General features: G+C 41.3%; 21 protein-coding genes and 1 pseudogene. 4 read left to right on the top strand and 18 right to left on the bottom strand.

Annotated elements, in window-relative coordinates; translation table 11 throughout:
• From C8D76_RS09305 to C8D76_RS09330, 6 genes and pseudogenes are all read right to left on the bottom strand, one after another.
• Positions 1 to 101: pseudogene (locus C8D76_RS09305) on the bottom strand (IS1595 family transposase); the annotation flags it as partial.
• A 39-nt stretch (positions 102 to 140) separates the two neighbouring features.
• The gene (locus tag C8D76_RS09310; protein ID WP_116632502.1) at positions 141 to 434 is read right to left on the bottom strand and encodes an integration host factor subunit alpha; all 294 of its coding nucleotides are present in this window, start codon (positions 432 to 434) and stop codon (positions 141 to 143) included.
• A gap of 2 nt (positions 435 to 436) precedes the next feature.
• Positions 437 to 2,824 (bottom strand): phenylalanine--tRNA ligase subunit beta, encoded by a 2,388-nt coding sequence (pheT, locus tag C8D76_RS09315; protein WP_116632503.1) that lies wholly within the window; start codon positions 2,822 to 2,824, stop codon positions 437 to 439.
• Between the two features lie 15 nt (positions 2,825 to 2,839).
• Positions 2,840 to 3,310, bottom strand: coding sequence for a hypothetical protein (locus tag C8D76_RS09320; protein ID WP_116632504.1), 471 nt, complete (start codon positions 3,308 to 3,310; stop codon positions 2,840 to 2,842).
• Positions 3,311 to 3,319: 9 nt separating this feature from the next.
• Entirely contained in the window at positions 3,320 to 4,309 is a 990-nt protein-coding gene (gene pheS / locus C8D76_RS09325) for a phenylalanine--tRNA ligase subunit alpha (RefSeq protein WP_116632505.1), read from the bottom strand.
• Between the two features lie 69 nt (positions 4,310 to 4,378).
• Positions 4,379 to 5,059: a TIGR01621 family pseudouridine synthase gene (locus C8D76_RS09330; RefSeq protein ID WP_116632506.1), complete on the bottom strand. Its 681-nt coding sequence runs from the start codon at positions 5,057 to 5,059 to the stop codon at positions 4,379 to 4,381.
• Positions 5,060 to 5,082: 23 nt separating this feature from the next.
• On the opposite strand from C8D76_RS09330, the gene cls reads away from it, so the two are divergent.
• On the top strand, positions 5,083 to 6,546 hold the full coding sequence (cls, locus tag C8D76_RS09335) for a cardiolipin synthase (RefSeq protein WP_116632522.1): 1,464 nt from the start codon (positions 5,083 to 5,085) through the stop codon (positions 6,544 to 6,546).
• 57 nt (positions 6,547 to 6,603) lie between these two features.
• Complete coding sequence (locus tag C8D76_RS09340; RefSeq protein WP_116632507.1) at positions 6,604 to 7,155, top strand: nitroreductase family protein; 552 nt, start codon at positions 6,604 to 6,606, stop codon at positions 7,153 to 7,155.
• A gap of 34 nt (positions 7,156 to 7,189) precedes the next feature.
• On the opposite strand, the gene rnm is transcribed toward C8D76_RS09340, so the two are convergent.
• From rnm to pepN, 3 genes are all read right to left on the bottom strand, one after another.
• Positions 7,190 to 8,020 carry an RNase RNM gene (rnm, locus tag C8D76_RS09345; RefSeq protein ID WP_116632508.1) on the bottom strand — a complete coding sequence of 277 codons (831 nt, stop codon included), beginning with the start codon at positions 8,018 to 8,020 and terminating at the stop codon, positions 7,190 to 7,192.
• A 44-nt stretch (positions 8,021 to 8,064) separates the two neighbouring features.
• Positions 8,065 to 9,087 (bottom strand): quinone-dependent dihydroorotate dehydrogenase, encoded by a 1,023-nt coding sequence (pyrD, locus tag C8D76_RS09350; protein ID WP_116632509.1) that lies wholly within the window; start codon positions 9,085 to 9,087, stop codon positions 8,065 to 8,067.
• Positions 9,088 to 9,207: 120 nt separating this feature from the next.
• On the bottom strand, positions 9,208 to 11,820 hold the full coding sequence (pepN, locus tag C8D76_RS09355; RefSeq protein WP_116632510.1) for an aminopeptidase N: 2,613 nt from the start codon (positions 11,818 to 11,820) through the stop codon (positions 9,208 to 9,210).
• A gap of 130 nt (positions 11,821 to 11,950) precedes the next feature.
• On the opposite strand from pepN, the gene C8D76_RS09360 reads away from it, so the two are divergent.
• Positions 11,951 to 12,589, top strand: coding sequence for a histidine phosphatase family protein (locus C8D76_RS09360; RefSeq protein ID WP_116632511.1), 639 nt, complete (start codon positions 11,951 to 11,953; stop codon positions 12,587 to 12,589).
• A gap of 137 nt (positions 12,590 to 12,726) precedes the next feature.
• Here the strand turns inward: C8D76_RS09360 and aroG are convergent, their stop codons facing one another.
• From aroG to prfA, 9 genes are all read right to left on the bottom strand, one after another.
• On the bottom strand, positions 12,727 to 13,812 hold the full coding sequence (aroG, locus tag C8D76_RS09365) for a 3-deoxy-7-phosphoheptulonate synthase AroG (protein WP_116632512.1): 1,086 nt from the start codon (positions 13,810 to 13,812) through the stop codon (positions 12,727 to 12,729).
• Positions 13,813 to 13,937: 125 nt separating this feature from the next.
• Positions 13,938 to 15,176, bottom strand: a complete 1,239-nt coding sequence (gene lolE, locus C8D76_RS09370) for a lipoprotein-releasing ABC transporter permease subunit LolE (protein WP_116632513.1) — start codon at positions 15,174 to 15,176, stop codon at positions 13,938 to 13,940.
• 1 nt (position 15,177) lies between these two features.
• Positions 15,178 to 15,861 carry a lipoprotein-releasing ABC transporter ATP-binding protein LolD gene (lolD, locus tag C8D76_RS09375; protein WP_116632514.1) on the bottom strand — a complete coding sequence of 228 codons (684 nt, stop codon included), beginning with the start codon at positions 15,859 to 15,861 and terminating at the stop codon, positions 15,178 to 15,180.
• Positions 15,862 to 15,923: 62 nt separating this feature from the next.
• Positions 15,924 to 17,129, bottom strand: coding sequence for a lipoprotein-releasing ABC transporter permease subunit (locus tag C8D76_RS09380; RefSeq protein ID WP_116632515.1), 1,206 nt, complete (start codon positions 17,127 to 17,129; stop codon positions 15,924 to 15,926).
• Complete coding sequence (locus tag C8D76_RS09385) at positions 17,129 to 18,070, bottom strand: 2-hydroxyacid dehydrogenase (protein ID WP_116632516.1); 942 nt, start codon at positions 18,068 to 18,070, stop codon at positions 17,129 to 17,131. Before C8D76_RS09385 ends, C8D76_RS09380 begins: the two co-directional genes overlap by 1 nt.
• A 66-nt stretch (positions 18,071 to 18,136) precedes the next feature.
• The gene (gene kdsA / locus C8D76_RS09390; RefSeq protein WP_116632517.1) at positions 18,137 to 18,991 is read right to left on the bottom strand and encodes a 3-deoxy-8-phosphooctulonate synthase; all 855 of its coding nucleotides are present in this window, start codon (positions 18,989 to 18,991) and stop codon (positions 18,137 to 18,139) included.
• A 39-nt stretch (positions 18,992 to 19,030) separates the two neighbouring features.
• On the bottom strand, positions 19,031 to 19,885 hold the full coding sequence (locus C8D76_RS09395) for a SirB1 family protein (RefSeq protein ID WP_116632518.1): 855 nt from the start codon (positions 19,883 to 19,885) through the stop codon (positions 19,031 to 19,033).
• Positions 19,882 to 20,745, bottom strand: coding sequence for a peptide chain release factor N(5)-glutamine methyltransferase (gene prmC, locus C8D76_RS09400; RefSeq protein ID WP_116632519.1), 864 nt, complete (start codon positions 20,743 to 20,745; stop codon positions 19,882 to 19,884). Before prmC ends, C8D76_RS09395 begins: the two co-directional genes overlap by 4 nt.
• Positions 20,746 to 20,827: 82 nt before the next feature.
• Positions 20,828 to 21,910 carry a peptide chain release factor 1 gene (gene prfA / locus C8D76_RS09405; RefSeq protein ID WP_116632520.1) on the bottom strand — a complete coding sequence of 361 codons (1,083 nt, stop codon included), beginning with the start codon at positions 21,908 to 21,910 and terminating at the stop codon, positions 20,828 to 20,830.
• Between the two features lie 124 nt (positions 21,911 to 22,034).
• On the opposite strand from prfA, the gene sixA reads away from it, so the two are divergent.
• Entirely contained in the window at positions 22,035 to 22,526 is a 492-nt protein-coding gene (gene sixA, locus C8D76_RS09410) for a phosphohistidine phosphatase SixA (protein ID WP_116632521.1), read from the top strand.
• Positions 22,527 to 22,814: the final 288 nt, after the last annotated feature.

A 22,814-nucleotide genomic window follows, 5' to 3' on the forward strand; every position in this document is an offset into this window, starting at 1 on the left:
CCAAGTAAATCTGCAGCTGAGCGAGCCGTGACTTCTAGCACAAAAAATTCAAGTAATTTTCTCTGTATAGATTTCTTTAGTTTACAATGAGTTATCTTCATTTTTGTAGATTAGCATAGTACCTAATCTACGTCAGCCCCTTATTTTATTTTGGCTTTTTCTACACGAGCGCGCAATTTTTGCCCTGGTTTAAATACAACCACGCGGCGAGCTGAAACAGGCACGCTCTCCCCTGTTTTGGGATTACGTCCTGGGCGAGAGGCCTTATCTCTTAACTCGAAATTCCCGAATCCAGAGAGTTTCACATCATCGCCATTGGCTAAGGTTGAACGAATTTCTTCAAAGAAACTTTCAACTAAGGCTTTCGCTTCCGCTTTTGTTAATCCGTGTTTTTGCACAAGATTTTCTGCAATTTCAACTTTAGTTAATGTCATAATTAATCTCTCAAGGTTGCATTAAAACGTTGTTTTAATTCGGCTAATACCACAGAAATTACCGCATTAATATCTTCTTCTTCCAAAGTTTTCTCAGTATCTTGGATTGTTAGGCTAATTGCAAGGCTCTTATGTCCATCTTGTACGCCTTGTCCTTGATACACATCAAATAAGTTCACGGCAATGAGTTTTTCGCCACCCACCGCGCGACAAGTTTCGATAATATCACTTGCAGGAACGTTATTTGCCACCACTAAAGCGAGATCGCGTCGATTAGCTGGGAATTTTGAAATTTCTTTTGCTGAAGTAACATTGCGTTGTGCCACTTTATCCACCAGAATTTCTGCGGCGAATACTTTACCATTAAGCCCCATTTTTTGAGCAATACTTGGGTGAATTTGACCGATAAAACCAATTTCTTCCCCATTTAAGATAAGCGCAGCCGACTGACCTGGGTGGAATGCCGCATAGTTTTTTGCCACAAATTTTACATCATTGCCTACGGCTGTTAGGGCCAATAGGTTCTCAATGTAGCCTTTTAAATCATAAAAATCGGCTGGCTCTGATTTTGTTGCCCAATGTTCATTATGTTTAGCCCCAGTTAATACGGCGCTGAATACAAATTCTTGGCTAACGCCAAATTCGGCGTTAGCATCAGGAATAAAACGCAAGCCTGTTTCAAATAAACGGACACGAGTTTGTTGGCGGTTTTGGTTATAAACAACCGCGCCGAGCAAACCAGTTAATAATGAAACACGCATTGCAGACATTTCGCTTGAAATTGGATTTGGCAATACTAATGGCTCAATATCTGGGTGCAATAAACTTTGAATTTTTGGATCTACAAAGCTATATGTAATGGCTTCGTGGAAATCTGCAGACACAAGTGCGGTCTTAATTCGAGAAATTTCCAAATCCGCTTCTTTGTGTTCACGCATACGCAAATGGGCTAAAGGGGCATTATTCGGAATGCTGTTATAGCCATAAATTCGTGCCACTTCTTCAATTAAATCTTCTTCGATTTCAATATCAAAACGCCATGAGGCTGAAGTGACTGTCCAAACATCATTTTCATAACGCACTGGCAAACCTAAGCGTTGGAAAATATCCGTCACGGTTTCTGTTTCGATATGATGGCCTAATAATGCATCTAATTTACTGCGGCGCAGCTGCACTTCTTTCACTTTTGGTAAGTGTGCTTCGCTCGCTACTTCACAAATTTCGCCCGCTTCGCCACCACAAATTTCAAGTAAAAGTGCGGTCGCCCTTTCCATCGCTTTGTGCTGTAATTGGAAATCCACACCACGTTCAAAACGGTGCGATGCATCAGTATGCAAGCCATATTGGCGCGCACGTCCTGTAATGGCTAATGGTGCGAAAAATGCGGCTTCTAAAATAATATCTTTGGTTTCTGCATTAACACCACTATGCAGACCGCCAAAAATCCCCGCCATTGCTAGCGCGCCTTTTTGATCTGCGATAACCAAGGTATTGCTTTGTAATTTAGCGGTGTTACCGTCTAATAAAACGAGTTCTTCCCCATCTTTTGCCATACGAACTTGCACAGGCTGCGCAACTTTCGCCGCATCAAAAGCATGCATTGGTTGACCTAATTCAAGCAAAATATAGTTTGTAATATCCACCACAGGATCGATTGAACGAATGCCACAACGGCGTAATTTTTCTTTCATCCACATTGGCGTTGTAGCATTCACATTCACATTTTTTACTGAACGTAATAAATAACGCGGGCAAGCTTCAGGTGCTAATAATTTAATCGCAATTTTGTCCGCACTTGTTACTTGTGCTGGCTCGATAATCGGTTCAACCACTGATGCACGATTTACCACGCCAATTTCACGTGCGATACCCGAAATACTTAAACAATCTGCACGGTTTGGGGTTAAGCTAATTTCAATCCCATTATCGTCTAAATTCAAATAATCACAGAAATTTGTACCAACTGGCGCATCTGCAGGCAATTCAATAATACCATTATGGTCTTCGGAAATGCCTAATTCGCTAAATGAGCAAAGCATTCCCTCGGAAGGCTGACCGCGTAATTTTGTTTTCTTGATTTTGAAATTGCCTGGCAACACTGCGCCTTCTGTTGCGCACGCGACTTTTAAGCCTTGACGGCAGTTTGGCGCGCCGCAGACGATATCTAATAAACGCTCTGCGCCGACATTGACTTTGGTGACACGTAATTTATCCGCATCTGGGTGTTGTGCGCATTCGACAACTTCGCCGATAACAACGCCCGTAAATTCACCAGCAACCGCTTCAACACCATCGACTTCTAAGCCAAGCATGGTAATTTGATCACATAATTGTTCAGTTGTAATCGCAGGATTAACCCACTCTCTTACCCACTGTTCACTAAATTTCATTCTTTTTCTCGCTTATTATTTTAATACTTTGAATTTTAAACCTTTGAATACAATGTCATTAAATTGAACATCTAATTTATATTCGCCTAAAGGATCTTTTTTTGTAAAACGCCAACAAAATACAGCTCGGTTATTTGGCATTTCAGCTTTAGTTATCGTTTTGCTAATTAAGAAATTCTGACCGTTATTTTCAGCTTCCACTTTTGCCATATTGGCTGGCATCTCAATTTTGGTTTTAGCTGGCGCTTGTAAATATTGAACTAGCGTATTGCTGTCTTGTACTGGCACATTGCCAACAAGCAAACAGACTTCGCGTGGTTTACTACGTGAAAGTTCATTGCCTTCTAAGGCTTTAGCGTTGGTGCCACTAATGTCAAAAACGCGTAATGCCGCAATCGGTGAGTTATCAGAATCTGCTGGCGTTTCGACCGCACTTGCAGCAAAGGTAGCCATTAAGCCCAAAGAAAAGATAAGTTGTTTTTTCATCGCTCGTGCCTATTTGAATTGTTTTAAGAAACGCAAGTCATTTTCAAAGAATGAACGTAAATCTGTGACGTTGTAGCGTAACATGGTTAAACGCTCTACGCCCATTCCCACCGCGAAACCGCTGTATTCGTTCGGGTCAATGCCCACATTGCGTAACACGTTCGGGTGAACCATACCGCAACCTAACACTTCTAACCATTTTCCATTTTTGCCCATTACATCCACTTCCGCAGACGGCTCAGTGAATGGGAAATAAGAAGGACGGAAACGCACTTGCAAATCTTCTTCAAAAAAGGCGCGTAAGAAATCATGTAATAGGCCTTTTAATTCCGTGAAGTTTGCATTTTTGTCCACATACAATAATTCAATTTGGTGGAACATTGGCGTATGGGTTTGATCATAGTCATTACGATACACTCGACCTGGCGCCATAATGCGAATTGGTGGCTGCATTTTTTCCATTGTACGAATCTGTACACCAGAAGTTTGCGTGCGTAATAATAATTCAGGGTTAAACCAAAATGTATCGTGATCTGCTCGTGCTGGGTGATGTTTAGGAATGTTTAACGCATCAAAGTTATAATAATCACTTTCGATCTCAGGGCCACTTTCCACGCTAAAACCTAATTCAGAAAAGAATTTGGTAACGCGCTCAATGGTAATTGAAACGGGGTGCAAACCGCCTATTTCGACTTTACGCCCTGGCAAGCTCACATCAATACGTTCATTTTCTAATTTTGCATTTAATGCTGCACGCTCAATTTCTTCTTTTTTCGCATTGAGAATGTCTAAAATGGCTTGTTTCGCTTCATTGATTTTTGCACCAATGGCTGGGCGTTCTTCAGCTGCCACATCACGCAAACCTTGCATTAATTGGGTAAAATGCCCTTTTTTACCAAAATATTCGACTCGGAAATTCTCTAAAGCATCCAACCCTTTATGGTGCAATTCTTCCAATGTTGCACGGGCTTGGGCGGTTAATTCATTAAGGTTTTGCATACCTATCCTTCTTTCGTTCAATTATATGTACTAAAATTCGCCTAATGATAATACTAACTCTTTAAAAAATCACGTTTTTTTACTGTCTATTTGCGAAATTTGTTGTATAACGGACATTCGTTCAAAAAATACACCGCCATTTTTTATTTGATGAGGAAGCAGACGAACATCATAAGTTTTACCTTTATATTCAAATACTAATCGGTAGGCATGCAAATAAGTGCGGTCAATATTTTCAGTTTTTCCTGCATAAAGCGCATCCCCTAAAATAGGGCTGCCAAGGCTTTTCATTGCCACACGAAGTTGATGAGTTTTGCCCGTTTGCGGTTGCAATAGGAATAAGCGCAAGTTGGGCTCACAACTCATCGAGTAAAACCGCGTGATCGCAGGCTGATTGAGTGATTGCGTTAATTTCCAAGCGCCACGGCGAGATTTTTCCATATCGCCAATAATCAATCCTTGTTTTTTCTTTGGCTTAAAATTAGACAAGGCAAGATAGGTCTTTTGAATTTTATGTTCAGCAAACAAGGCTGACAGATCTGCGGCAGCTCGTTCATTTAACGCCAACAAAAGCAGCCCAGAGGTTACTTTGTCTAAGCGATGAACTAACCACACTTGTGGAACGCCCAGCTGCTCTGCTAATAATTGAGTTAGCCCCACGTCGTTATCGTCTTTATGCACACTAATGCCGTGCGGTTTATGGATGATGATAAAATCATCGGTTTGGGTTATAATTTCGAACAATCTCACTCTTCCTGTATAAATCAATGGCTATCGATTTTGAACATATTGTAGCATATGCGCTGCCTATCGTGATGTGGGCGTTAATTGTTTCCATCACATTACGACAATTAACCAAAAGACAATCTTCCACCGCGATGTTATCTTGGTTGATGATTATTTATCTGGTGCCTGTGGCGGGGATTTTCGCCTATTTGATTTTTGGCGAAATTAATTTAGGCAAGCGCCGAGTCAAAGCCTTCAAACTGCTCCAACCTAAATATGCACAATGGTTTCAACAAATTAAGCAGCAAAAAAATGTTATCGATTCTGACCGCACTTTGCTCTCTGCTCCCCTATTTGATTTAGCCCAAAATCGCTTGAGCATTCCTTGTATGCAAGGCAATGAATTGCATATTTTAGACACCCCTGAGTCGATTATAAAAAGCATTGTTGAGGATATTCAGCGTGCCAAAACAAGCATCAATATGGTGTTTTATATTTGGGCGGATAGCGGCTTAGTGAATGAAGTGATGACCGCATTAATTGACGCGCGCCGCCGAGGTGTAAACGTGCATATTTTGCTGGATTATGTGGGAAGTCGGCACTTTTTTAACAGTGAGAACTGTCGCTATATGCGTGAAAACGGCATTGAAATTGCTGAAGCGTTGCACGTGCAATTATTCCGTGTGTTTTTGCGCCGTATAGATTTACGTCAGCACCGTAAAATTATTGTGATCGATAATGAAATTGCCTACACCGGCAGTATGAATATGGTCGATCCCAAGTTTTTCAAACAAGACAGCAATGTGGGCGAATGGGTAGATGTCATGGTGCGCATTAATGGCCCTGTGTCTAGCGTATTAAATGGTTTGCACGCCTTGGATTGGGAACTTGAAACCGAGCAAAAACTCCCACTTTCTTTGCCTGTTCCTAATGATAATTTATATCCGTTGCATACTGCTAATCGCCATACGGTGCAAATTCTTGCCACGGGCCCTGGTTATCCAGAAGATTTGGTGCAACAAGCGTTGAGTACCGCAATATTTTCTGCTCGAGAAAGTATTTTTATCACCTCGCCCTACTTCGTGCCAAGCCAAAATATTACCGATGCCTTAGTTACCGCCGCCTTGCGTGGTGTTAATGTTACCTTAATTTTGCCGCGCAAAAATGACAGCTTAATGGTGGGCTGGGCAAGCCGCACCTATTTTGACGAATTACTGGCAGCGGGTGTGAATATACATCTGTTTGACCGTGGTTTATTGCATACCAAAAGCGTGCTGATCGATAACAAATTGGCACTCGTTGGCACGGTGAATATGGACATGCGCAGTTTCTTGCTGAACTATGAAGTCACTATGGTGGTTGAAGATGAAGAATTTGCCAATGAAGTAAGTTTATTACACGAAAATTATCAGCAAGGTTCAGTCAAGTTGGATTATCAACGCTGGGTAAAACGCCCGATGTATAAACGCATCATCGAAAAATTATTTTTCTTGTTTAGCCCGTTGCTCTGACCTTAGCAAAAAACTTTGCTAAAATAGACCGCACTTTTGATGAAAATTAGGTATTTTATGGAAACGATTGAATTACTACAAACACGCCGTTCAAACAAAAAATTGGTCGCACCTGCACCGAATAAAGAACAATTAGCCCAAATTTTTCAAGCCGCACTGCGCGCGCCAGATCATGGCAAATTACAGCCTTATCGTTTTGTGGTGGTAGAGCAAGAGGGCTTCACGCGTTTAGCATCTTTATTGACTGCGGCTGCCACTGAACTGAATTTAGAAGAAAAACACTTTGCGAAAGTGAATAAAATTTGTTCTGCGCCAATGATCATCGCTGTTGTGGCAAAAATTGATAAAACTATCGCTAAAGTGCCTGCCTGGGAACAAATGTTATCCGCAGGTTGCGCAGCTTATAGCGTTCAGCTTGCTGCCCAAGACTTAGGTTTTGATAATGTATGGATAACAGGAAAATGGGTTGATGGCGCTGAATTGCGCCAAGCTTTTGGCTGCGCTGAAAATGATAAAGTGGTAGCGCTGATTTTATTAGGCACGGCCGCAGAACGCGCAGATAAAGAACCGAGAGCTGGAAAATTAGAAGATTTTGTCAGTTATTTATAAATACAAAAACAGGGCGTGATATTCGCCCTCTTTTTTATGCTAAAGCTTGCCAAATCGGTGTCACATTTTCTGGCAGCCAAAGGGATCTTCCCAGTTCAATCCAGCCGCAAGGATAATGAAAATCAGAGCCGACAGAGCCCAATAAATCATATTCCGTTGCCCAACGTGCTAATAATTGGCGTTGATCAACAGTTTGTCCTGCTCCTGCCACTTCTATCCCGTCCCCGCCCCACTCTTTAAATTCACCAATTAAACGCTTTAACCAACGATTTGTCATCGTGTAACGCAGTGGATGAGCCAACACGGCTAACCCGCCCGCTTGATGAATGTTCTGAATGGCAGTGGGAATATCAACCCAAGCGGATTTAACGTAACAAGATTTGCCTTGAGAGAGATATTTTTTAAACGCTTGGGCCTCGTTCGACACTTTGCCAATTTGCACTAAATAGCGGGCGTAATGGGCTCGAGTAACTTCGCCGTTTGCCAGATTTTTAGCCCCTTCAAAAGCATTTTCTACCCCCACTTTTTCCAATTTTTCGGCAATGGCAAGAGCGCGATGATGACGGGTTTCCGCTTGTTTATGCAAAAGTGCGGTCAAATTTGGCGAAGTTTCGTCAAACCCTAATCCGACAATATGAATGCCTCGGTTTTCCCACTCGGTAGAAATTTCTACACCATTGATAAATTCTATGCCTAACTCATTGGCTGTCATGCGCGCTTCTGCAAGACCTGCAATGCTATCGTGATCGGTTAGAGCTAACACGTTGATGCCTTGTTGAGCGGCGCGTTGTACTAATTCCGTAGGCGTTAATGTGCCGTCTGAAGCTGTACTATGGCTATGTAAATCGTAAATTTTTTCTGTCATTTTTGAATACTAAAAGTGCGGTTAATTTCACCGCACTTGAAACCTTATTTAATGGCTTGAACTAACTGTTTGACTAAAGCTGGGCCGTGATAAATTAATCCAGAGTAAACTTGCAATAATTCTGCGCCCGCGGCGATTTTCTCTTGGGCATTTTGTACACCGTCAATCCCACCGCTGCCAATGATGGGGATACTGCCCTTTAATTCTTGTTGCAAACGAGAAATAATCGCAGTGCTTTTATGCTGTAATGGTTTTCCACTCAAGCCACCTATTTCGGTGGAATTTGTCATGCCTGCAACTGTGTCTCGAGAAATGGTCGTGTTGGTGGCAATAACACCATCCATTTTGTGACGTTGTAATGTATCAGCAATTTGCACTAATTCCGCTTCCGTTAGATCAGGGGCAATTTTTACGGCAATCGGCACATATTTATTGTATTGTTCAGAGAGAATTTTTTGGCGGGCTTTAATCCCTTTAAGCAAATCATCCAATGCATCGCCATATTGTAAACTACGCAAATCTGGCGTATTAGGCGATGAAATATTAATGGTAATATAATCAGCATAATTATAGGCTTTATTTAAACAAAAAATATAATCATCCTTTCCATGTTCAATCGGCGTGATTTTATTTTTGCCAATATTAATGCCTAAAGTGCCTTGATATCTCGCTTTTTTCACGTTTTCCACAAGATAATCAATGCCGTTATTGTTAAAGCCATTGCGGTTAATAATTCCTTCTGCCTCAATAATCCGAAATTGGCGTGGTTTTGCATTTCCATCTTGCGCTAAAGGCGTGACCGTTCCCACTTCAATAAAGCCAAAACCCATTGCGCCAAATCCGTCAATCGCTTCTCCGTTTTTATCCGCGCCCGCTGCTAATCCAATTGGATTTTTGAATTTTACGCCCATCACCGTTTTTTCTGTGCCTTTCGGGCAAGCAAGCAATGATTTGAGCACGCCATTGAGTAACGGATGTCCCGCTATATGCAATGCTTTAATGGCAAGATCATGGGCAGTTTCTGGCTCTAAAGCAAATATGCCTTTTTTGATTAGTGGGTATAACATTGTATTTCTCTTTCTATAAACTCGGTTTTCAGTGGCTAAAACGTTTCCATTTTAGGGTAATTAATAGGCGCAATATTGTGAATTACGCTTATTTAAATCGCCCTAATGAAAAATATACTGTTAAGAATTCAATGCCTTTTCAATTTTTTCGAATAAATCTTTAGACAAGTTTTCCACATCATTTAAGCGTTCTAACGCACGTTTCATCAGCGGTTGACGTTGTCCGTCATAACGTCCCAAACGAATTAACGGTTCAATTAAGCGGGCGGCAACCTGTGGGTTGCTTTCATTTAATTTCAGCAAAATATCCGTTAAGAAACGATAACCAGAACCATCGATAGCATGGAATGCCCGTGGATTTTGGTTCACAAAACTACCAACTAATGCACGCAAACGGTTTGGATTGTTGAAATTAAAACTTGGATGGTTCATTAATTGTTGCACCAACTCTAACACGTTAGAATCAGGGCGTGTGGCTTGCAAGCTAAACCATTTATCCATCACTAAACCATCATGTTGCCATTTTTCTTCAAAATCACGCAATAAGTTATCACGACAAGCCAGTTGAGCTTTGGTCGCGGCGGTTAATGCAGCCAAGCTGTCTGTCATATTATTGGCGTATAAATAATGCTTGTTGACTAAAGTATTGCCTGTTTCTGTGAAAGCTAAATATTGCAAACAAGCATTTCGCAAGCCGCGCAAAGCAATATCTTCTGCCGCAATACGATAGGTTTCTAAATGAATTTGGTTATAAACCTCAAATAACGCATCTTTAAGATTTTCTGCAATCGTGCGTTGCATAAAATCTCGCACGACAAAAATCCCTTCAGGGTCAATAATTTTGAAGTCTTCGGCAAATTCTGTTTCTTTTGGCAAGGTCAAAATTAACGTGGTTAGCTCGATATTTTGTTGATAATTGGCTAACACATAACCAAGTGCGGTCAAAATTTCTGGTGAAAATTCTAATGGTTGTCCTTGTTGATAAAGGGATAAGTTACGACGTAACTCTTGGGCAAATAACATTTGCATTGCATCCCAACGAACAAATTCATTTTGCGCATGTTTCAATAAGATAATGAGTTGCTCTGTGCTGTAATCATAGTCTAATTTAACAGGTGCAGAAAAATCGCAAAGCAATGCAGGCACTGGGCGCGATTTAATATCTTGGAATTCAAAAATCTGATCAGTCTGTGTCACATTTAATACATCATTCACCACCTCCCCATTATTGAGCAACATAAACGGCATGCCGCTTTGGTCATATAGGGCAATTTTAAGCGGAATGTGCAAGTTAGCCTTATCCATTTGATCCGCCGTTGGTGGCGTCATTTGGGACACAATGAGCTGATAGCGATGCGCTTTTTCATCATAATGATCTGACACGGTCAACTCAGGTGTGCCAGACTGTTTATACCAACGCGCAAAAAGTTCTAAATCCACACCTGAAGCGCGCGCCATTGCTGAAATAAAATCATCACAGGTTGCCGCTTTTCCGTCATTTTCTGAAATATATAATTTCATTCCTGCTTGGAAGGCTTTTTCGCCTAGCAAAGTATGCATCATTCGGATGACTTCCGCACCTTTTTCATATACGGTTACTGTATAGAAATTATTCATTTCTAACACTTTTTCAGGGCGGATAGGATGCGCCATTGGGCTTGCATCTTCAGCAAATTGTGCGCTACGCAAAATTTTTACATTATTTATGCGATTTACCGCGCGAGAGCCTGTATCCGATGAAAACTCTTGATCACGGAAAACTGTTAAGCCCTCTTTCAAACTTAATTGGAACCAATCACGGCAAGTAACGCGATTACCAGTCCAGTTATGGAAATATTCATGGCCAATCATCGATTCAATCGCCAAATAATCAGCATCTGTTGCGGTTTGTGGATCGGCAAGCACAAATTTTGAGTTAAACACGTTCAACCCTTTGTTTTCCATTGCGCCCATATTGAAGAAATCCACGGCAACAATCATGTAAATGTCTAAATCGTATTCAAGATCAAAGCGATCTTCATCCCATTTCATCGCTTTTTTCAAGCTTTGCATTGCCCAATCAGCACGGTTCAAATTGCCACGATCCACATAAAGCTCTAAGGCAACTTGACGTCCGCTTTTTGTGGTAAAACTATCTTGCAATAAATCAAAATCGCCCGCCACTAATGCAAATAAATAGCTTGGTTTTGGAAATGGGTCTTGCCATTCTACCCAATGACGGCCGTCTTCTAGCTCACCAGAGGCAATACGGTTGCCGTTTGATAATAAGAACGGATATTTAGTTTTATCCGCGGTGATTTTTACCTGATAACGAGCGAGCACATCGGGTCTGTCTAATGCATAAGTAATCTGACGGAAACCTTCCGCCTCACATTGTGTACAAATGCCCTCGCCTGATTGATATAAACCTTGCAATGAAGTATTGGTTGCAGGCACCAAATTCGTCACAATTTCTAGCTCAAATTTGTCCGCACTTTGCTCACTTAAATCCAAGGTTAAGCCTTCGCTGTCTTGCTTATAAGCGGTGAAATCTTCGCCATTGAGCTTAATCGCCGCAAATTGAAAGCTATGTCCATCAAGACGCAGTTCAGTGCTTTCTGCATTCAAGCGTTGAAATTGGGTGGTGGCTGTAACGACGGTATGATTGGGATCTAATTGAAAATCAAGGGAAATATCTGTGGCAGTAAAGTCAGGGGTTTTATAATCTTTACGATATTTGGCTTTTGAGTACATAAACTATCCATTCTCGTGCAAAAAATTGTGTTTAGGATATGCGTTTTAGCCGCAAGTTGCAAAGGATTTTTGATTTTCATTGCGATAGCTTTACGGTAAAATCAGGCTATTCTCAAAATAAGGAAATAATATGCAAAAAGAACTCACTTTTTATCTCCTGCGCCATGGCAGAACGGTTTGGAATGACCAAGGTTTAATGCAAGGCTCGGGCAATTCAGATTTAACCGAAGCTGGTATTCAGGGTGCAATATTAACGGGCAAAGCGCTCGCCAATGTTCCTTTTGTTGCCGCCTATTCTAGCTGTTTGCAACGCACCATCGACACCGCAAATCATATTTTAGGACAACGAGATGTGCCGCTCTTTCAACATAATGGACTTAATGAACACGCATTTGGTAGCTGGGAAGGGCAAAAAATAGAAATTATCCAGCAACTTGATGAATATCAACAAATGCTGAATGATCCCGCAAATTATCAAGCCCTAAGCAATGGTGGCGAAACTTGGGCGGAGCTTGCCGAACGAGCAATGAAAGCCATTTATGATATTGCACGAGTTCATGATAAAGGCAATATTTTAATCGTATCTCACGGAAATACGCTCCGTTTGCTGATGGCATTATTCAATGGCATTAGCTGGCAGAAACACTGTGAAGAAGGAAATAGTGAACATTTGCGCAATACTTCAATTAATATTGTTCGCTATATTCAAAATGATAATGAAGTGAAATTTATCGTTGAGAAAACTAATGATGCCAGCCATTTAGCATAACGCATCGGAAATCGGACAAGTGCGGTCAAAATTTTGTGAGTTTTGACCGCACTTTTTCGCTGTTTTACGGCTTATTATTTTGATGTTTTCTAATAACAAAAATCCCACTGTTGCCAATGGGATTTTTTATTTTTCAATTAAGCGTTCGCTTGACGGCGTGCTTGAACCGCATCATTAAGCTGTTGTAACAATATTTCGGTATCTTCCCAGCCAATGCACGCATCGGTAATACTTTGCCCGTAGGTTAATGGTTTACCAATTTCTAAATCTTGGCGGCCTTCCACTAAATGGCTTTCTACCATCACACCAAAAATTTGTTTTGAACCCTTAGCAAGTTGTGCGCAAACATCCTGGCAAACATCCATTTGCTTTTTGAATTGTTTACTACTATTGGCATGGCTGAAATCCACCATAACATGCCCTAAGCGCCCTGTTTTTTCAATGCTTTCGCATACATTAGCAACGCTTTCTGCGTCGTAGTTTGTGCCTTTGTCGCCGCCGCGTAAAATAATGTGGCAGTCATTATTCCCTTTAGTGGAAACAATAGCTGAATGTCCAAATTTTGTGACTGACAAGAAATGGTGTGAAGCTTCTGATGCGCCAATCGCATCTAAGGCAATTTTCACGCCACCGTTAGTACCATTTTTAAAGCCGACTGGGCAAGACAAGCCAGAGGCTAATTCACGATGTACTTGTGATTCTGTAGTGCGCGCACCAATTGCGCCCCAGCTCATAAAATCCGCAACATATTGTGGCGTGATCATATCGAGAAATTCACCCGCAGTAGGCAAGCCTAAGTCATTGATTTCAGATAATAAACGGCGAGCCACACGCAATCCATCATTCAATGCATAGGTATCATTTAAATGCGGGTCATTGATTAATCCTTTCCAACCCACAGTGGTACGCGGTTTTTCAAAATAAACACGCATAATAATTTCGAGATTATCTTCATATTTATCGCGCAACGCTTTTAAGCGGTTTGCATACTCTAATGCGGCTTCTGTGTCATGAATAGAACAAGGGCCAATAATGACAAGCAAACGATCATCTTCGCCATGAATAATATCATGGGCTTTTTTGCGCGCTGTTTTAACTGTTTTGATAGCCACTTCACTGGCAGGATATTTTTCAATTAATGCGATAGGGGGTAAAACCTGTTCAATATTCGCAATACGCGTGTCATCATTAGCAACACGCACTTCATTTTTATTTTTAGACATAAATAACTCTCAACTTTAGTCAATTTAAGATTTGAACATTTGCCAAAGAAAACCGCACAATATTCACAAAAGTGCGGTTAGCTTATCATTAATTTTTGTATCAGTAAACTAGTACATTAAAATTTTTAGTAGCCACTTAAAATTTGGGCTGGCTGCAATTTTGCTGCTCTGCTGGCTGGGTATAAACTGGCGATTAAGCTTAAAATTAACGCCGCCAATAAGACTAAAATGACATCTTGCCAATGTAATTCGCTTGGTAAGAAATCCACGAAATAGATGCCGTCAGACAATAATTTTCGCCCAATTAACTGCTCTAGTCCCTGAATAAGTGCGGTCAAATTTAGGCTTAAAAATACGCCTAACACAATGCCAATCAAACAACCTTTCATACCTGCTTGCAAGCCATACCACACAAAAATACGCTTAATGAACTGGCTATTTGCGCCCAAGGTTCGCATAATGGCGATATCTCCTGCTTTATCTTTGACCGCCATAATCAGTGTAGAAACAATATTAAAACACGCCACACCAATCACGAGCACCATCGCGATATACATCACCGTGCGGACAAGTTGAATATCACGATACATATAACCAAATTTGCTCATCCAAGACGTTAAATTCAGTAATTGTGGATAATTGTTCAGACTGGAATAATCTATGTTTTGCATTGCAAACGGGTGAGCGACTTTTATTTCTAGCCCAGAAATCTGATCGGGCTGATAATTTAGAAATTGCTGGGCTTGAGCCATAGGCATTAATGCATAGCTATGATCTAATTGCCCATCTAAACGCAAAATACCCGACACTTGAATGCGTTCTCGCATTGGCTGCGCCATTTCATCACCATTATTTTGCGAAATTAACAGTGTTACCCAATCGCCAACCTGCACATCTAACTCTTTGGCAATGCCATAGCCCAGCACTAAACCACCCTGCTGAGTGAAATTCTGCCAGCCATTTGCTAACACAAATTTATCCAAAGAACTGACCGCACTTTGCGCCGTAGGTTCGATGCCTTTCACCTGTAACACTTTCATTTTACTGCCATTTTCGACCAACGCAGTAAAACCCACATAAGGCGACACCGCTTTCACATCTGGAATATGGCTTATAGTCTGGGCTAATGTGGAATATTGATGAATTGGCTCGCCACCACCTGCTGTAATTTCCGCGTGTGGCACTACCGCAAGAATGCGATTATTAAGCTCTCGCTCAAACCCATTCATCGCACTAAGCCCCAAAATGAGAACCGCAACACCAAGTGCAATGCCAATGGTAGAAAAAAAGGCAATAAGCGAGACTAAACGATTTTTTTGTTTTGCGCGCTGATAACGCCAGCTAATGAAAAAAGGCGTATTCATATTATCGCTCCGCACGCAATATGCCGTCTTGCATTATCATGCGACGTTGTAACTTTTCAGCCAACTGCAAGTCGTGAGTCACCAATAAAAACGCAATGCCTTGTTCTTGATTCAGTTGTTGGATTAAATCAAAAATACTCTCGGTTGTTTTGTGATCAAGATTGCCTGTTGGTTCATCGGCAAGCACCAAAGCAGGATTATTGACTAAAGCTCGCGCAATCGCCACCCGTTGACGTTCCCCACCCGAAAGTGCAGAAGGTTTATGGCTAATGCGGTGGGAAAGACCAACTGCATGCAGCATTTTTTCCGCACGGTCTTTGGCTTCTGTTCTATTTTGCTGACCAATTAACATTGGCATAAGCACGTTTTCCAAGGCGGTAAAATCTGCCATTAAATGATGAAATTGATAGACAAAACCAAGATATTGATTGCGCAGCTTGGCTAATTCATCACTACTCGCTTTTTGCAATGATTGCCCTTTAATAAACACCTCGCCTGTTGAGGGCTGATCTAAACCGCCTAGCGTGTGTAACAAGGTGCTTTTCCCCGAGCCAGACGCACCAACAATGGCGACAAGCTCACGTTCATTTAATTGAAATGAAACCTCGTTTAGCACCTGCGTTTGCTGGCTGCCTTCCGTGTAATATTTGCTAATATTCTGACAAACTAATAATTCTTTATTCATATATTTTCGATAAAATTTTTAAAAAATTGACCGCACTTTTTTATTTATAAGCTATTCATAACCTATTCGTAACGCAACGCTTCCGCAGGCTCGACTTTACTGGCTCGATAAGCGGGATAAAGAGTCGATAATAAGGATAACAATAGAGAAAATCCAATAATCACAAGCACTTGAGTTGCACTAATATCCGTTGGCAAGAATAAGCCTGCAGGATTAAACCACCCGATAATGCTATTCAAATTTAATGTAATCAACACACCTAACAGCGCGCCGATAATGGCACCCACCGCGCCAACTAAGAAACCTTGCAAAATGAAAATCCAGCGCACTTGTGTTTTGGTTAAGCCTTGGGTTTGCAAAATGGCAATTTCCCCTTGTTTGTCGACCACCATTAAACTGAGAGAAGTAATAATATTTGACACAGCCACGATAATAATTAGGCTGATCAACAAGCCCATCATATTTTTTTCCATACGCACGGCTTGGAAATATTCGCCTTTTTGCGCTCGCCAATCTTCAATTTTATAGTTGGTTGGCGTAAATATTTTCGGCAATTCAGTGATTAAAAACGGATCTGAGAGAAATAAACGCACCCCTTGCACTTCGCTAGGCTGAATACGCATTAAACGCCCAATATCTGCAAGGTTGGCAAAGGTTTCATAGCTAGACGCTTCGCTCGGCGCAAAATAAATATCACTCACGGTGAATAAACGCTGTACCGGCACACGCCCAAATGGCGTATATTGGCTTTCCTCTGTCAGCATTAACCGCACTTTATCGCCAATTTGGATATTTAATTTTTCCGCCAATTGGCTACCAATAATCAGCTTAAATTCGCCCACTGGCAGCAAATTATTGAGTTGAGTTTGGTCTAAATATTCAAGCAAGGGATCATCGCTAGGATGTTGCACACCGATTACCTGCCCTGCACTCACCCCTTGCGCGGTTTGATAAATCGCGTTGGTGGTGTTAATTGGCGTAATGGCGTGGATATCTGCAAAATGAGAAAGCGTGGGCAATTCTTTCTTATATGTATCTAAGTTGAAATTCCCTTCTTGCTTCATCACAATCGCATGTGGAATCGCGGATAAGACTTGTTGTTTTTGATGATTTTCCAAGCCGCTCATCACCGAAAGCACAATAATTAATGCCATCACACCTAGCACAATCCCTGCACTGGCGAGATTGGTGACTAATCGCCCAAATCTATCCGCACTTTTGGCTCGCCAGTAACGCAGCGCGATAAATAAAGAAACACCTAAATTCATTATTTCCCTGTTTTCACAAATTCTTCTAAATTTGACCGCACTTTATTAACCAGTGTGGTGATCGCACTATCTGATGCCCAAGCAACATGCGGAGTGATAATCAAATTTGGCATCGTTTTAGCGGCAACAATCAATGGATTGTCTGGCGCTGGGGGTTCAACACGAAGCACATCAAGCGCCGCACCCGCCAATTTTTTACTGTTTAATGCCTCGAGCAATGCGGTTTCGTCCACTAATTGTCCGCGCCCTGTATTAATTAAAAATGCGCCCTGTTTAAAATGTGACAAGGTTTCTGAGTTAATTAAATTCTCAGTGTCTGCGGTTAAAGGGCAATGTAATGTGACAATATCTGCTGCGGCAAGTACATCATAAAATGGTGTATAACCCTCACGGCAATCTGTGGCATTTGGGCGTTCTGCATAAAGCACTTTCATACCGATTAAACTGGCTAATCGCCCGACTTCATTGCCTAAACTGCCTTTGCCGATAATCCCTAATGTCGCGCCACGAACATCTGTGATCGGATGGTCAAAATAGCAAAATTGTTGGCTATCAGCCCATTTTCCTTGCTGTTGATCGCGATACCATAGATGTAAACTGTGTTTTAAGGTGAAAATTAAACCTAATACGTGTTCAGGAACCGTCACCGCGGAATAGCCCGCCACATTTTTTACGGCAATGCCCAATTCTTGAGCTGCCACTAAATCAATATTATTTGTTCCCGTGGCGGTTAAGGCGATCAGTTTTAATTTCGGCAACTGTTGCAATAATTCTCGGTTGAATACCACTTTGCTGGTAATGATAATATCCGCATCCTTTGCGCGTTCTAAGGTTTGCGATGCCGAAGTGGTTTCGTATTCTACCCATTCGTGGTCAAAATCAGGGCGAGGAATGGGTAAATGTTTGGGTAATGCTGTACTGTCGAGAAACACAATTTTCATCATTTTATCCTTATGTTACAGACATAAAGTGCGGTCAAAATTTGAAGAATTTTAACCGCACTTTGATTAAATAGAGGTATCAAGTTCTGGGAAAGATTTCACTAAATCATCAATGTTTTTCATTTGTGAAACAAAACCTTCTAAAGCGGATAATGGCAACGCCGAAGGCCCATCACATTTAGCATTATTCGGATCTGGATGCGCTTCTAAGAACAAACCAGCAATGCCAATTGCTAAGCCTGCGCGAGCAAGCTCCGTCACTTGCGCACGGCGGCCGCCCGAAGCAGCACCAAATGGATCACGGCATTGCAACGAATGGGTCACATCAAAAATTACTGGGCTGCCTTTTGACGCTTTGCGCATTACGCTGAAACCAAGCATATCCACGATTAAATTATCGTAACCAAAGTTGGTACCACGATCACAAAGAATGATTTTATCATTGCCACATTCTTCGATTTTTTCCACAATATTGCCCATTTGCCCCGGGCTTAAAAATTGGGGTTTTTTCACATTAATCACCGCACCAGTGCGCGCCATTGCTTCCACTAAATCCGTTTGACGCGCTAAAAATGCAGGCAGTTGGATAACATCCACCACATCAGCCACAGGCTGACATTGATAAATTTCGTGCACATCGGTAATAATTTTTACCCCAAATGTGTCTTTTAATTCTTGGAAGATTTTTAGCCCTTCTTCCATACCAGGGCCGCGATATGAATGAATGGACGAACGATTTGCCTTGTCAAAAGACGCTTTGAAAACATAAGGCACACCCAATTTATTGGTTACTTCTACATATTTTTCACATACTTGCATCGCCATATCACGGCTTTCAAGCACATTCATACCACCAAATAACACGAATGGTTTATCATTCGCGACATCAATATTGCCGATTTTTACGGTTTTGTTCGTCATAAAATTTCCTTTTGTAATCATTAACGCGTGAAGCGATAATTAATGTAATAAATCTACGTACAGATGTTCTTCCATTTCTGGTAGTTGGTCCTGCAACATTAATGCCGTTGGATCTTCAGGGTATTTCTCAACAAAATAGTGAAGATCATTGATAGCCGCTTGATACGCCCCCATTTGGGCTAATACCAATCCCCTATCACGATATTCATAAGCTTCATCTTTTTCGACCTGTTCTACGTCTGTCCCATTGCTTATGCCATTTTCAATCAGCCACTCCATCGTGTTTAAGCGAGAAGTAATATATTTAAATGCAGCATCATTTAATTGCTCACGAATCAACGAATTTTTAGCCAATTGGGCAAAGCGTTCCGTTAATTCTTTTGGCTCGGCGATTTCTAATTCTTTTGGCGGAATTTGCGCGCCAAAGCCAAAGGCACCTTGATACAATTTCTCTAATTCCTGTTGGCTGAGATATTCGCCATTCCAAGGGTCAATAAAAGCGGTTTCATTATCCACATCCGCACGCAAAATGAGCTGTGTAGGGAAAAGCACAGGGAAAATCGGCAAATCTAATTTATCGGCTAAATACAGCAAAATGCATCCCAACGTCACAGGCATTCCCTGCTTGCTACGCAATACATTGCCTAAATAGAGATTTTTGGCGTAAAAATAGGTATTGCGATCACAATGAAAACCCCATTCGCCATACATTAACTGTAATAATTTATGGATTTTTCCTTTGGTATCTTCTTCCCCAGCCAGACTTTTACGCGCTTTACGCACCAAGCCGCCCATCAATGAACGAATTGTGCGTAAATCATCGCCTTCATCTTCTGTCGTGATGAGATAAAATTTTTCTATTTCCAAATAAAGTGCTTGTTTATCGTATTTCATCGTTTTAATCGTGCTAAAGTGATGCGTTCATTGTCGCCATAATCTCGTACCGTTGCAACCATTTCCCACAAATTCTCCGTAAAAAATGACCGCACTTTTTCGCCCTGTTGCCAACCATGTTCCAAAAGTAACCAGCCTTTCGCATTCAAATATTGCGGCGCTTGCTGAATAATATGATATAAATCGGCATAACCTTCATCATCTGCAATCAGGGAGGACAAGGGTTCAAAGCGCACATCGCCTTGGTTTAAATGCGTATCTTTCGGATCGATATAAGGCGGATTACTGACAATCATATCAAATTTTTCATTCACATTCTCAAACCATGAGCTTTGTTGAAACTCCACCTCGACAAGATGATTGCGAACCGCATTGCGTTTAGCCAATTCCACCGCATTGGGCATAAGATCTACCCCGAAAATTCTGAAATTTTGACCGCACTTTTTCAGTTCTTGCGCCAGTGATAAAGCAATCGCCCCAGTCCCTGTGCCTAAATCTAAAATGGCTACGCAGTCTTTTGATGGCATTCGTTCCAGTGCCTGCTCCACTAATATTTCCGTATCAGGGCGCGGAATTAAGGTATCGGGCGAGACTTCCAAATTTAAAGACCAAAACTCGGTTTCACCAAGAATATAAGCGATGGGCTCGCCTGCGGCTCGGCGGTTTAAAAGTGCGGTCAGATTTTCTAAAGTTTTTTCATCAAGCTCCGTTTCAGCAAAAGCATGAATCTGCGATTTTGATTTTTGCGTAACAAATTGTAGCAACAAATTCGCATCAAACTTGGCATTAAGATAAGGATCGGATTTTCGTTTTTCTATGAGCAATGCGCTGGCATCTTTGAGCCATTGTTGATAATTCATTGAGTATTTTTTATCGATAATAATGGGGAAACCATGCAAATAATGCGAATAAATTGGGCAGGTGCGAAACCTGCCCTTTATTTTAGTTTGATTCTGATAATGCCGCCAACTGATCAGCTTGATACTCGGTGATGATTGGCTGGATAAGCTCATCAATTTTGCCGTTCATCACTTCATCTAAACGATACACCGTTAAGTTAATGCGGTGATCGGTCACACGACCTTGCGGGTAATTATAAGTGCGGATTTTATCTGAACGATCACCCGAACCTAACAAATTACGGCGTGTATCAGCCTGCTCTTGCGCCTGCTTTTCTTGCTCGGCTTGCACAATACGCGAAGCCAACACGGACATCGCTTTCGCTTTATTTTTATGCTGTGAACGCTCGTCTTGGCACTCGACCACAATCCCCGTAGGAATATGGGTGATACGCACCGCAGAATCGGTGGTATTAACGTGCTGACCGCCCGCACCTGATGAACGATAAGTATCAATACGCAAATCAGACGGATTAATTTCTGGCAATTCACTTTCTGGCAATTCCGGCATTACCGCCACGGTACAAGCTGAGGTGTGAATACGACCTTGGCTTTCTGTTTTTGGCACACGTTGCACACGATGCCCGCCTGATTCAAATTTGAGCTGCCCATACACGCCTTCACCAGAAATTTTCACAATAATTTCTTTATAACCGCCTTGTTCGCTTTCATTGGCAGACATTTCTTCAATGCGCCAGCGTTTACTTTCGCAATAACGGCTATACATGCGGTATAAATCTCCTGCGAAAATCCCCGCTTCATCGCCGCCCGTTCCTGCACGAATTTCAAGATAAGCATTAAATTCATCGTGGGGATCTTTAGGTAATAATAGAATTTGCAAATGATTTTCGAGATTTTCAATTTCTGCTTTGTTTTCGGCAATTTCTTCCGCCGCCATCTCTTTCATATCAGGATCATCAAGCAAAATCTGTGCATCTTCAATATCGCTGTTCAGTTTTTTCCAACGATTAAAGGTTGACACCACTTCTTCTAATTGCGCATATTCTTTTGAATAAGCACGGAATTTGTCTTGATCATTAATCACGGATGCATCGCCTAATAATGCCTGCAGTTCTTCATGACGTTCGGCAAGGCTATCTAATTTACTAATAATACTGTCTTTCATTTGAACCTGTGTTTATTATCGGGTAAAAAAATCGGCGTATTCTAGCATAAAATCGCAGTGAATACATTGACTTTTCGGGGCGTTATTCAGTAGATTATGGCAAATTTTATTTTCGGAGAAATTCATGCGAATTTATGTTATGCGCCACGGCGAAGCAGAAATGCTCGCACGTTCAGACAAAGAACGCCACTTAACAGATCTCGGCAAAAAACAATCTTTTGCCCAAGCTCAATGGTTAAAAACTTCCTTAAAATCGACCGCACTTCATAAAGTCATTGTCAGCCCTTATGTGCGCGCCATCGAAACCTTTGAACAAGTCAATATCGCCTTTGACCATCAATTAACCAATCTAACAGAAACGTGGGATGCGATCACACCTTATGGCAATTCTGAATTGGTCTATGATTATTTAAATAGCTGGGCAGAAGAAAACGACAGCGACGATCTTGCCGTTTTAATTATCTCCCATTTGCCTTTGGTGGGCGAAATTGTGGCTGAGTTCTGCGGCAAAAATAATGTCAGCTTTCACCCTTCTACAATCGCAGTGGTAAATTGGGAGAATGATAAAGCAACATTAATAGAAGCCAAACTACCAAGTGCGGTCAATATTTTATAAATTTTTCGTCAAATAACTAAAACAAAAGCACGTTTTTCTAACGTGCTTTTTTGTCAATTCAGACATTTTACTATCAAATTCCAATCTCACTTTTGTCTCCAAAAACAATTAAAAATCACAAAATTAGTACAAATTTTAACCAACTGCAAAACAATGTTTCATTTTTTTTTGTGATCTGTGTTGCATTTTTTTACGGTATTATGTAGCAGTTGCACAAAGACCTAACCGCTTGAAAATACTAAAATCTCCATTGAAAATTTAACTCAATGGAGATTTTTATTATGGCAG

This window comes from Alitibacter langaaensis DSM 22999 (assembly GCF_003096995.1).
GTDB lineage: Bacteria > Pseudomonadota > Gammaproteobacteria > Enterobacterales > Pasteurellaceae > Exercitatus > Exercitatus langaaensis.

What these genes read in the sequence shown, in the direction of transcription:
- C8D76_RS09310 (WP_116632502.1), bottom strand. Translation starts at nt 434, where the DNA reads ATGACATTAACTAAAGTTGAAATTGCAGAAAATCTTGTGCAAAAACAC.
- pheT (WP_116632503.1), bottom strand. Translation starts at nt 2,824, where the DNA reads ATGAAATTTAGTGAACAGTGGGTAAGAGAGTGGGTTAATCCTGCGATT.
- C8D76_RS09320 (WP_116632504.1), bottom strand. Translation starts at nt 3,310, where the DNA reads ATGAAAAAACAACTTATCTTTTCTTTGGGCTTAATGGCTACCTTTGCT.
- pheS (WP_116632505.1), bottom strand. Translation starts at nt 4,309, where the DNA reads ATGCAAAACCTTAATGAATTAACCGCCCAAGCCCGTGCAACATTGGAA.
- C8D76_RS09340 (WP_116632507.1), top strand. Translation starts at nt 6,604, where the DNA reads ATGGAAACGATTGAATTACTACAAACACGCCGTTCAAACAAAAAATTG.
- rnm (WP_116632508.1), bottom strand. Translation starts at nt 8,020, where the DNA reads ATGACAGAAAAAATTTACGATTTACATAGCCATAGTACAGCTTCAGAC.
- pyrD (WP_116632509.1), bottom strand. Translation starts at nt 9,087, where the DNA reads ATGTTATACCCACTAATCAAAAAAGGCATATTTGCTTTAGAGCCAGAA.
- pepN (WP_116632510.1), bottom strand. Translation starts at nt 11,820, where the DNA reads ATGTACTCAAAAGCCAAATATCGTAAAGATTATAAAACCCCTGACTTT.
- C8D76_RS09360 (WP_116632511.1), top strand. Translation starts at nt 11,951, where the DNA reads ATGCAAAAAGAACTCACTTTTTATCTCCTGCGCCATGGCAGAACGGTT.
- aroG (WP_116632512.1), bottom strand. Translation starts at nt 13,812, where the DNA reads ATGTCTAAAAATAAAAATGAAGTGCGTGTTGCTAATGATGACACGCGT.
- lolE (WP_116632513.1), bottom strand. Translation starts at nt 15,176, where the DNA reads ATGAATACGCCTTTTTTCATTAGCTGGCGTTATCAGCGCGCAAAACAA.
- lolD (WP_116632514.1), bottom strand. Translation starts at nt 15,861, where the DNA reads ATGAATAAAGAATTATTAGTTTGTCAGAATATTAGCAAATATTACACG.
- C8D76_RS09380 (WP_116632515.1), bottom strand. Translation starts at nt 17,129, where the DNA reads ATGAATTTAGGTGTTTCTTTATTTATCGCGCTGCGTTACTGGCGAGCC.
- C8D76_RS09385 (WP_116632516.1), bottom strand. Translation starts at nt 18,070, where the DNA reads ATGAAAATTGTGTTTCTCGACAGTACAGCATTACCCAAACATTTACCC.
- kdsA (WP_116632517.1), bottom strand. Translation starts at nt 18,991, where the DNA reads ATGACGAACAAAACCGTAAAAATCGGCAATATTGATGTCGCGAATGAT.
- C8D76_RS09395 (WP_116632518.1), bottom strand. Translation starts at nt 19,885, where the DNA reads ATGAAATACGATAAACAAGCACTTTATTTGGAAATAGAAAAATTTTAT.
- prmC (WP_116632519.1), bottom strand. Translation starts at nt 20,745, where the DNA reads ATGAATTATCAACAATGGCTCAAAGATGCCAGCGCATTGCTCATAGAA.
- prfA (WP_116632520.1), bottom strand. Translation starts at nt 21,910, where the DNA reads ATGAAAGACAGTATTATTAGTAAATTAGATAGCCTTGCCGAACGTCAT.
- sixA (WP_116632521.1), top strand. Translation starts at nt 22,035, where the DNA reads ATGCGAATTTATGTTATGCGCCACGGCGAAGCAGAAATGCTCGCACGT.